This is a genomic window from Virgibacillus sp. DJP39, assembly GCF_049310925.1.
In the GTDB taxonomy this organism is placed as follows: Bacteria; Bacillota; Bacilli; order Bacillales; family Amphibacillaceae; genus Virgibacillus_F.
In genome coordinates this window covers 1-10,186 of sequence record NZ_JBMERP010000101.1, presented here as the reverse complement: position 1 = coordinate 10,186, position 10,186 = coordinate 1, and the positions used below count along the sequence as shown (strand labels likewise).

At 36.7% G+C, this 10,186-nt stretch carries 9 protein-coding genes and 1 pseudogene; 9 read left to right on the top strand and 1 reads right to left on the bottom strand.

Annotated features, from left to right (window positions below):
• The 9 genes from ACOI1D_RS19490 to ACOI1D_RS19450 form a co-directional block, all read left to right on the top strand.
• Window positions 1-486 (top strand): hypothetical protein (locus tag ACOI1D_RS19490; protein ID WP_422503627.1); only part of this gene is annotated, 486 nt, incomplete at its 5' end.
• A gap of 106 nt (window positions 487-592) precedes the next feature.
• Window positions 593-910: a thioredoxin family protein gene (locus ACOI1D_RS19485; RefSeq protein WP_422503626.1), complete on the top strand. Its 318-nt coding sequence runs from the start codon at window positions 593-595 to the stop codon at window positions 908-910.
• Between the two features lie 21 nt (window positions 911-931).
• Window positions 932-1,738, top strand: a complete 807-nt coding sequence (locus tag ACOI1D_RS19480) for a DUF1444 domain-containing protein (protein ID WP_422503624.1) — start codon at window positions 932-934, stop codon at window positions 1,736-1,738.
• Between the two features lie 16 nt (window positions 1,739-1,754).
• Complete coding sequence (gene ytpR, locus ACOI1D_RS19475; RefSeq protein WP_422503622.1) at window positions 1,755-2,357, top strand: YtpR family tRNA-binding protein; 603 nt, start codon at window positions 1,755-1,757, stop codon at window positions 2,355-2,357.
• A 514-nt stretch (window positions 2,358-2,871) separates the two neighbouring features.
• Window positions 2,872-5,076, top strand: coding sequence for a DNA translocase FtsK (locus ACOI1D_RS19470; RefSeq protein WP_422503628.1), 2,205 nt, complete (start codon window positions 2,872-2,874; stop codon window positions 5,074-5,076).
• A gap of 109 nt (window positions 5,077-5,185) precedes the next feature.
• Complete coding sequence (locus ACOI1D_RS19465; RefSeq protein ID WP_422503620.1) at window positions 5,186-6,292, top strand: nicotinate phosphoribosyltransferase; 1,107 nt, start codon at window positions 5,186-5,188, stop codon at window positions 6,290-6,292.
• A 124-nt stretch (window positions 6,293-6,416) separates the two neighbouring features.
• Complete coding sequence (murC, locus tag ACOI1D_RS19460; protein ID WP_422503619.1) at window positions 6,417-7,745, top strand: UDP-N-acetylmuramate--L-alanine ligase; 1,329 nt, start codon at window positions 6,417-6,419, stop codon at window positions 7,743-7,745.
• Window positions 7,746-8,490: 745 nt separating this feature from the next.
• Entirely contained in the window at window positions 8,491-8,901 is a 411-nt protein-coding gene (locus ACOI1D_RS19455) for a DUF948 domain-containing protein (RefSeq protein WP_422503617.1), read from the top strand.
• A 17-nt stretch (window positions 8,902-8,918) separates the two neighbouring features.
• Window positions 8,919-9,335, top strand: coding sequence for a YtxH domain-containing protein (locus ACOI1D_RS19450; protein WP_422503616.1), 417 nt, complete (start codon window positions 8,919-8,921; stop codon window positions 9,333-9,335).
• Window positions 9,336-9,450: 115 nt separating this feature from the next.
• On the opposite strand, the pseudogene ACOI1D_RS19445 reads toward ACOI1D_RS19450, so the two are convergent.
• Window positions 9,451-10,186, bottom strand: a pseudogene (locus ACOI1D_RS19445) (hypothetical protein); the annotation flags it as partial.

Sequence of the window (10,186 nt, the reverse complement as noted above, 5' to 3'; positions counted from 1 at the left end):
TTAGCAGGCTGCAGTATGAAAACGGAAGAGGAAGTGCTTAAAGATACCAAAGAGGTCGCAGAAAAAACGTTCAAATCAAGTGATGAAATTAAAGACAATAAAAGACTTGAACACTTTTCATTTTTTCTTCCAGAAAGTTTGTCTATACTAGAATATTCGGCAAATAATGTGATCCTACAAAACGATGACCAAACGTATATTGTTTTTTACAACAAGTTTGAAAAACCATCCAGTAAGTTAAATTATACGTCGGCAAAACTTAGTAAGGCACTAATTATCAATTCTTTTAAGGAAAAAAATAAATTTGGCTACATAAGAGTTCTGCCTGGTGAAAATGGAAAGTATGAGTTGCAGGCTGGGATTGGTGGCGTAAAAATCACTACGTATACAGAAAAGTCTTCGATGGATGAGGACGCGAAAGACATGATGAAAATTGCCCGATCCATTGTAGAGCCAAGTGTGGATACTGCGATTAATTCTAAGTAAATTTTTCGGCTATTCCTTAATTGTGGAATAGCTTTTGTTTTCCAAAAAAACTTGAAGTTTGAAACGATTTGAAAACAAAGCTATGCTTATAGTGGAGGATGATAATATGGAAACACTTAAAACGAAAGAGCAATTGGATAGTTTGATAAAAAATGACAATATAATAGCTTTGTTTTCAGCTGACTGGTGCCCGGATTGCAGGGTTATTGAACCAACATTACCTGAGATTGAAAATGAATTTCCAACATATAAATTTGTCTTAATTGACCGGGATCAGTTTATTGAAGTATGTCAGGATTATGATGTTTTCGGAATACCAAGCTTTATAGCATTCAAAAATGGACAAGAAGCTGGTAGGTTTGTAAGCAAGGATCGCAAGACTAAAGAGGAAATCATTAAATTTATACAAGGAGTATCAGCATAGTATTTTAGAGGAGGCACCAAAATGAAAATGACGAGTTTAAAGATGAAGAAGATATTAGAGGATCGTTTGTCTAATCCGGAATACAATACGTCTTATAATCGTGATAAGGATACATTTCGAGTAGAATGGAAAGAAACAAAAAAAGGTATGGCCATTACGATTCCAAATGTTGTGGGAAAGTACAATCAACGTGGCGAGGATGCCATTATAGAGTTAGTAGAACATGTAACAGAAGCTTTACGAATAATGAATGAAGAGCATCAATTAACAGGCATGGAAAAAAATATTTTTCCAGTAATCCGAGCCACCTCGTTTCCAACAGAAACGAAGGCTGGAGAAAAATTAATATGTAGAGACCATACAGCAGAGACTCGTGTTTACTATGCGCTGGACTTAGGGAAGTCTTACCGATTAATTGATGAACCATTGATGGAAAAAGAAGGATTTTCACTTGAGAGATTAAATGAAATAGCGACATTTAACCTTCGTTCCCTGAAAATAGATATGAAAAAAGACCGTGTGGCGGAAAATGACTTTTACTTTGTCGCCCATCAGGATGGCTATGATGCCAGCCGTATTTTAAATGAAGCCTTTTTAGAAGAAATGAAAGCAAATGCTAAAGGTGAGCTGGCAGTCGCAGTTCCACACCAGGATGTACTGATTTTTGCTGACATACAAAACAAAACAGGGTATGATATATTAGCACAGATGACAATGAAGTTTTTTGCTGAAGGCAGAATTCCAATTACATCGTTATCATTTATTTATGATGAAAAGAAACTTGAACCAGTATTTATTCTTGCAAAAAACAGACCAGAAAAACAATAGGGAAGGATGAACGCAAGTGGATGTATTTTATAATCCAGTAGGAATTGGTGATGTCTTGATTATCCCATTTGATGATGGGGATAGATATGAAGTTAGACAAGAATCATATGGAGACATAACAAAAATTACCGATGAAAAAGGAAACGTCTTAGGCTATAACATCTTCCATGCATCTAAGCATTTTAACCTTGAAACAACAGGAAAACTAGTGCTTTCTGAAGAATTGCATGATAAGATTAAAAACCTTTTTGAACAAAATAATTTACATGATTCAGTAGATTGGGATTTAAGCCCAACCTTCGTTGTTGGTTATGTAAAAGAGAAAACACCTCACGAAGATGCAGACAAATTGAATGTTTGTCAAGTTGATGTTGGATCGGATTCCCTGCAAATTGTATGTGGCGCACCAAATGTTGATGTTAACCAAAGGGTTGTCGTTGCTAAGGTTGGTGCTGTTATGCCTAGTGGACTCAAGATTCGACCGACAGAATTACGTGGGGTACCATCGAACGGTATGATATGCTCACAAAAAGAATTAGGACTCCCAAATGCACCAACAGAAAAAGGAATTTACGTTTTGGACGAGACGTATACAATTGGAGAAGCGTTTAATTTTTAATAAGAGCAACCTAGGTCATAAGCTGATGACATAGGTTGTTTTATTTCTGTCCGCTTCTGATCAGTCGCCTTCGCTTTTCTGTCTAGCTGCAGCGACCAGTGACTAGCAAATAGATAGTCCTGATGAACGTACGTAAAGTTCAACGTACTGTTCCCAGTCCTATCTATTTGTCCGTCACTAACCAGTCGCTTCCGCTTTTCTGTCTAGCTACGGCTCCTAGAAGCTGCCGCATAAGCAATTAACACTACGAACGCGGAAAACCATGCGTTCTACGGTTTCTTGCATATGCGTCCGCTTCTGATCAGTCGCCTTAGCTTTTCTGTCTAGCTACGAGGGCTAGCGACTCGTGTCGTAAACAATAGACACTTCGAGCAATAGGACCATTTGCTCTACGGTCTCTTGTTTACGCATTTCGTCGCTACCAAGCCCTCTTCGCTTTTCCTGTTACAAATTTTGTGGAAACCTGATAATATGATTATGTAGTGACTTTTTATTATAGAAATGAGTGAAAGATATGTGGGGTCGGTGGAAAGACAAGTTAGTGGACCTTTTTTACAAAGAAATTGATGAAGAAGATAGTGAAACATCAAATAAACAAAAAAAGCACAGTTTGCAAAACAATGATAACTTAGAAACAAAAGTTATCTATCAATATCCGGAAAATAGATCTTTTCGTTTTCCTGTAATTCCTGACAAGGTTGAACAGAATAAACCGGCTGAAGTTCCTGCTTACCAGCGAAGAAAGAATGAACATAGCAAACGTACGCAACAGCGTACCAATAATTCCAGCAATGAATCAAAAAAAGAAGAAACAATTACTGAAAAAGGACCATTTCGTCCTACGCAGGTACCTTCACCTATTCATGGATTCCAGCAACGAAAAAAAGAAAAAGAAGTTGATCAGGTACCTGCATTCATTAGGAAACACCAAACAGAAAAAACAGATGTTGAGATTGATTTGAATGAAAAAGAACTTACGACACCTGTAGAGGTAGAAAACAAACCAGCAGAAACCTCGGAATATGAAGCTCAAATAGGAACGAGTCCAGAGCAGAGCAATCCGTCAACAGTGGAAAATCGTTCAAAACCAATTGAAAACAGAAGAGAAACTAGAGCGAAGAAAAAGAAGGAAGAAAAGAAAAATCCTATTGAAAGTAATTCGAAGCAACCTGGAAGTCTGCCATTTAATGTGTTGATGTCATCTAATGATAAAAGAAAGTACAACACATTTAAGGAATTTGCACCTAAAACACCAACTAATCATGTAGAGTCTAGTCATGAAAAGCAAAATCATGAAGAGACAAACAATGGATTTGAAATTCCAAATCATTTGTTGAATGACCCGACACCAAAGAATAATAATGATCAGCTTTGGGTCAGAGACCAACAAGAACTCCTGGAAAAAACGTTAAAGCATTTTAACGTAAAAGCAAAAGTAGTGAATGCTACACAGGGTCCCGCAGTTACACGGTTTGAGGTGCAACCGGAAATTGGCGTTAAAGTTAGCAAGGTGAAAAACCTAAGTGATGATCTGAAAATGAATATGGCAGCACGTGACATTCGGATTGAGGCGCCAATTCCTGGTAAAAACACGATTGGTATCGAAATTCCAAATCAAACGTCACAAATGGTAGGTCTTCAGGAGATTTTTCAAACTACTGCTTTTAAGAATAGTGCGTCTCCGTTGTCCATTGCATTAGGGTTGGATATCGAAGGAACTCCTATGATAACAAATATTCAGAAGATGCCACACGGTTTAATTGCTGGCGCTACTGGTTCAGGGAAAAGTGTTTGTATAAATACTATTTTAATCAGTCTTTTGTATAAAGCTAGTCACAAGGATGTTAAATTTTTATTAATAGATCCTAAAATGGTTGAACTAGCACCTTTCAATGAAATACCGCATTTAGTGTCACCTGTAATTACAGACGTAAAAGCTGCAACTATAGCGCTTAAGTGGGCTGTAAGTGAAATGGAAGAACGCTACGAGAAATTTGTTCAAGAAGGTGTAAGAGACGTTGAACGATTCAATCAGAAGATGTTAAAACACGGACGTATTAATGAAAAGCTACCATTTTTAGTTATTGTAATTGATGAGTTAGCTGATTTAATGATGGTAGCACCTCAGGATGTTGAGGATTCAATCTGCCGTATTGCTCAGAAAGCACGGGCTTGTGGAATGCATTTACTAGTTGCAACACAACGGCCCTCTGTGGATGTTATTACAGGGCTGATAAAGGCCAATATTCCAACCAGAATTGCTTTTAGTGTCTCTTCGCAGGTGGATTCAAGAACAATTATAGATACAAATGGTGCTGAGAAATTACTGGGCAAAGGTGATATGTTATTTGTTGAAAATGGATCTGGAAAAAGTGTTCGCATACAAGGGGCTTTTGTATCTGATGAAGAGATCGAACGGGTGACAAAACATATTCGCTCGGTAGCACCTCCAGATTATTTGTTTGAGCAAGAACAATTACTTGAACAAGTTATGCTAGATGAAGAAGATGAGGATGAATTACTTTCCGATGCAATTAAATTCATCGTAAAACAAAACGGAGCCAGTACTTCTTTATTGCAACGGCATTTTAAAATAGGCTATAACAGGGCAGCAAGACTAATAGATACCCTGGAAATGAAAGGAATTATTTCAGAACAAAATGGTAGTAAGCCAAGAGAAATATTACTAACATCCCAGCAAATCAACAGTAACGAATAGTATGAAACAATACAATTAAATTGAAAAAAATTGCTTTTTTACTTGTGGAATATGAGTTTGTTTAATATGATAAGGTATAAATGAACTTTTCTTAAGGGGAAACTATGATATGAAAGAAATTGAAGAAAAATTAAATGGTGTCATAAAACGTTTAACTAATAAAACGTTTAAATTTGATGAACGAATAAGTGAAGGATGGTTTTCCGCTGTTTATTTTTTGAAAACGAAAGAAATTGCTGAAAAGGTGCTACCACATAATTTTGTTACCATGCAATTTTTTCAAAAAGAAGATGCCGTCTTGTGTGGCAGTGACGAGGCGATAGCACTTATACATACTTTCGCTAACAACCCCGAAAAATTAGAAATATATTCGTTAAAAGACGGAGATAAAATCAGTCCATATGAAACAGTTTTGACTGTAGCGGGACCTTACCAGGATTTTGGGTTTTTAGAAGGCCTAATTGATGGTATTCTTGCAAGAAGAACATCTGTCGCAACGAATGTATATAATGTCGTAAAAGCAGCACGAACATCAGGAAAACAAAAGCCGGTTATTTTTATGGGAGACCGTGATGACCATTTCACACAACAAGCAGGAGATGGATACTCAGCCTTCATTGGTGGCTCTACTGCACAGGCTACGCATGCTATGAACGAATGGTGGGGAAAAAAAGGTATGGGCACCATGCCTCATGCAATGATCCAAATGTTTCGTGGGGATGTTGTAGCGGCTTCTCAGGCTTATCATAAAATGTATCCAGAAGATGATCTTGTTGCGCTAGTTGATTATAATAATGATGTGATAACAGACGCATTAAAGGTTGCACGTGTATTTGGAAAAGACTTAAAAGGGGTTCGTGTTGATACTTCACGCACACTCGTAGATAAATATTTTCTAAGGAATCATCATTTGATGGGAACGTTTGACCCTAGAGGAGTGAGCCCAGAGCTAATCTTTGCCTTACGTAATGCTTTGGATGAAGAAGGATACCCTCATGTTAATATAGTCGCAAGTGGCGGATTTACAGAAAAAAGAATAAGGTATTTTGAACAGTTGGGTGTTCCAGTAGACATGTATGGGGTAGGTGGAAGCTTACTCAAAATAAATATTGGGTTTACAGGAGATAATGTTTTACTAAACGGTACGCCATCTGCAAAAGAAGGCAGAAGATATCGCCCTAATCCACGAATAGAGAAAGTTGAATACAACATATAAGCTGTATCATTTGAAAATAATTCATTTTATTAATGGGTATATTTTGCTATAATAAAATAATATCAACATTTATAAGCTAATCGTTAATCGTGTTTTTTATATATTTATTTGGAGGTTCTTTTTTATGACAACTTACCATTTTATTGGTATTAAAGGAACGGGGATGAGCGCACTTGCACAAATTCTGAACGATTCAGGTGAAAAAGTGCAAGGCTCTGATGTGGAAAAGCGTTTCTATACGCAAGATGTACTAGAAGAGAAAAATATCCTAATACTTCCTTTTTCAGAAGACAACATCAAAGATGAATTAACTATTATTGCGGGTAACGCTTTTTCTGATGACCATCCTGAAATCAGAAAGGCTAAGGAACTAGGTCTTACTTTTTTTAGATATCATGAATTTCTTGGACAATGGTTAAAGCAGTATACAAGTGTTGCAATAGCAGGGGCCCATGGTAAAACTTCAACTACGGGGCTATTAGCTCACGTGTTAGGTGAAACCTACCCAATTTCATATTTAATTGGTGACGGAACTGGTAAAGGGCATGTAGATAGTGAGTATTTTGTATTTGAAGCGTGTGAGTACAGACGACACTTTTTAGAATATGAACCAGATTATGCAGTAATGACAAATATTGATTTCGATCATCCAGACTATTTCACTAGTATAGAAGATGTTTTTGATGCATTTCAATCAATGGCAGACCGTGTTAAAAAAGGAATAATTGCATGTGGTGATGATGAACAGTTACAGGAAATCCAAGCAAAAGTACCAGTAGTATATTATGGTTTATCAAGCACAAATGATTTTCAGGCTCAGAACATAGTCGAATCTGAATCTGGAACAAATTTTGATGTCTTCGTTCGTAACACATATTATGATACGTTTATGATCCCGATGCATGGTAACCACAACATACTAAATGCCCTTTCTGTAATTGCAATATGTCATTATGAAGGAATGAAGGCAAAAAACATTAAGGCTTTAAGCACTTTTAAAGGTGTTAAACGCCGGTTCACAGAGAAAAAAGTAGAAGATCAAATTTTAGTGGATGATTATGCACACCATCCTCGTGAAATTACAGCGACAATTGATGCAGCCAGAAGAAAATATCCATCAAAATCAGTCGTAGCTATTTTTCAACCACACACATATACACGTACTAAAACTTTTCTACAGGAATTTGCTGATAGTTTAAGTTTGGCTGATAACACGTATTTATGTGATATTTTTGGCTCAGCCCGTGAAGATTCCGGGAAACTCACAATAAATGATTTGCAGAAACTAGTAGAAAACAGTAATACACTTGACATTGATAATACAGGTGTTTTAGCAAAGCATGCCGACAGTGTGTTAATATTCATGGGAGCCGGAGATATACAAAAATTCCAACAAGCCTATGAGGAATCTAAATTACCAAATGAACCTATAATCAAAAGAAAAAATGCATAATACGAGAGTCTACTTAGCAGTAGACTCTTTTCTAGTTTTTAATTAAGATTCTTTTCCTAAGTTTTAGGTTTTTTTGACTCCGTAGTTGATAAAAACTGTGACGTAGTGAATTTTTCTTGCCACCGTTCCGGCAGAATACTTTGCTTTCCACGGGCACGGATTCAGTCTCCTCAGAAGTAAAGATCGCTTCTTCCGTGGTCTTCGGACTCGCGCTGTTCCCGTAGGAGTCTTCGTATTCTGCCTTCACTAGGAATAATCATAGGATGTTCATGGGACTTCTTCTCCCCGAAGAGAAAGCTATCTAAGCTGCGGAAAAATGCGAGACTCCAGTGGGAAAGGAACAGTCTGAAGACCCCGCAGGAGCGGTTTTTGCTCCGAGGAGGCTGAAGCGTCCCCCAAGAAAGCGAGTGTTTTTCAGCAGCGCTGGATCAGCACCAATCTAATAAATGGTGGTAGGAAATAAATAAAGGAGTTATGTCGCAGTTTATAGATTTTGTGTCAAAAACAATAATCTTTTTGGAAAACAGTCTTAATTAAAAAGATCTTCTGTCAACAATGATTACCCCATTAGTGTTTTTGAACTTGTGTCTAAATGTAGATGATCTTGATAATTCATGATACAATTGGCATAATGTGGTTATGTTTATGCATGTTAAAAAAGGGTATTACTAAAGTATAGGATTGTCTGTAGTAATAAAACTTAGGTCAAGATGAAAAATACATAATAAAGGAGATGGCCCCGGGAATGGAAAATTTGTTATACATTGCTGCAATTATCGTTGCAATAGCATTCGCAGTGTTAGTAATATATTTGGCAATGACATTAAAGGCAACACAACGTACATTAAATAATGTTGCTGACACTGTTGAGGATTTAGAAAAACAATTACAGGGAATAACAACTGAAACCACTGCCTTACTAAATAAAACTAATCGCTTAGCTGAAGACGTTGAACAAAAGTCATCAAAACTGAACGGATTGTTTGATGGAGTAAGAGGAATTGGTGAAACAGTAAAGGATTTTAATCAGTCACTAAGAAAGATCACTACTAAGGTTTCAGTTTCAGCTGAACAAAATCAGGAAAAGGCTTCACAAGCAGTAAAGTGGGGAACAGCCATGTTTGATCTATGGAAAAAGAAAAAGAATAACTACTAAAATAGGAGGAATTTAAAATGGGAAATCAGGAGAACCAAAACATTAACAGTAAAGACTTTATTATTGGTACCTTAATCGGGGGTATTGTTGGTGCTTCAGCAGCTCTTTTATATGCTCCAAAGTCAGGGAAAGAACTTCGCGGGGAACTTAACCAAGGCGCTACTGATGCAAGAGGACGTGCAAGTGAATGGAAAAACGTAGCGTACGAAAAAGGCTCTGATTTTAAGGATAAGGCATACGTAAAAGGATCAGATTTAAAGAATAAAGCAGTAGATTCAACCAAAAGCTTATCTGAGAAGACTCAGGGGCTAACAAAAAATGTACAAACTAAGATTCAAGAGAAAAGAAACAAAAACGAGAAAACTGCAGAACAAGAAGCTGAAGAGGTTGCAGAGGCTATTGAAGAAGCAGCTGAAGAATTAGAAAAGAAGTAGACAGAAATAAAATGGAGAAAGGGTAGGAGCTGAGTATTGCTCTTACCCTTTTCTGTCTTATAAATTGTCTTCTATGAAACTAGTATGGTGAAAAATAACCTGAACGAACGTTAATCTAAAAGCTGATTTTTAATGTATCACCATCCTTGATTTGTTCATCAAAGCTTGTTACTTGATTGTTTTTATAAAGCTGGAAATTGGTAGTTACTTTTGCCATATCAATGTCAACATACTTAAATACATCTTGAAATATAAAGGCTTTTGTTGTTTGTTCTTTTACTTCTAAGTGGTCGCCTGGATTCAATTTGGTAGTTTCGCTTAGTTGTAGGTTGTTTCGGCTAACGCGTATCAAGTCTTGTTGTAGATGGATGGCGCTTTCGTTAAATATTATTTTAATAGATTCAGTCATCTTTTTTTCTGTTTGATTTATCAAATCAGAAACTGTTGGTGTACCGGCGCTTCGTATTGTTAGTGAGTCACCATTTTTGAGTTTATAATTTAGAGTAGCTGTTTCTCCGTTTAAAATAAGCTGTGATTCCGCGGATTTAATTTCAAACCTTTGCTTGTTGAGGTAAACAACAAATGGCTGCATCATTTGAAGCTTTTCAGAGCTTCGAGCAGTAAGAAAGTCTTGAATTGTTTTTACTTGAGTTATTACTAATACGTCATTATCCTTTAGGGTATAGTCTTTTGTTACTTTATGATCGTTGACATGAAATATCGGATTAATTGCAATGGATTTCCCATTAAAATCGATTGCAATGGTTGGGACATCACTGATTACCTGTTCTATTGAGACATGTGCAGGTCCGCCGTCTGTTCCTTTTTCTATTTTAATATGGCCATTATTA

Excerpts from the sequence above, each read along its gene's own strand:
- ACOI1D_RS19485 (WP_422503626.1), top strand. The coding sequence starts at position 593 with ATGGAAACACTTAAAACGAAAGAGCAATTGGATAGTTTGATAAAAAAT.
- ACOI1D_RS19480 (WP_422503624.1), top strand. The coding sequence starts at position 932 with ATGAAAATGACGAGTTTAAAGATGAAGAAGATATTAGAGGATCGTTTG.
- ACOI1D_RS19470 (WP_422503628.1), top strand. The coding sequence starts at position 2,872 with ATGTGGGGTCGGTGGAAAGACAAGTTAGTGGACCTTTTTTACAAAGAA.
- ACOI1D_RS19465 (WP_422503620.1), top strand. The coding sequence starts at position 5,186 with ATGAAAGAAATTGAAGAAAAATTAAATGGTGTCATAAAACGTTTAACT.
- murC (WP_422503619.1), top strand. The coding sequence starts at position 6,417 with ATGACAACTTACCATTTTATTGGTATTAAAGGAACGGGGATGAGCGCA.
- ACOI1D_RS19455 (WP_422503617.1), top strand. The coding sequence starts at position 8,491 with ATGGAAAATTTGTTATACATTGCTGCAATTATCGTTGCAATAGCATTC.
- ACOI1D_RS19450 (WP_422503616.1), top strand. The coding sequence starts at position 8,919 with ATGGGAAATCAGGAGAACCAAAACATTAACAGTAAAGACTTTATTATT.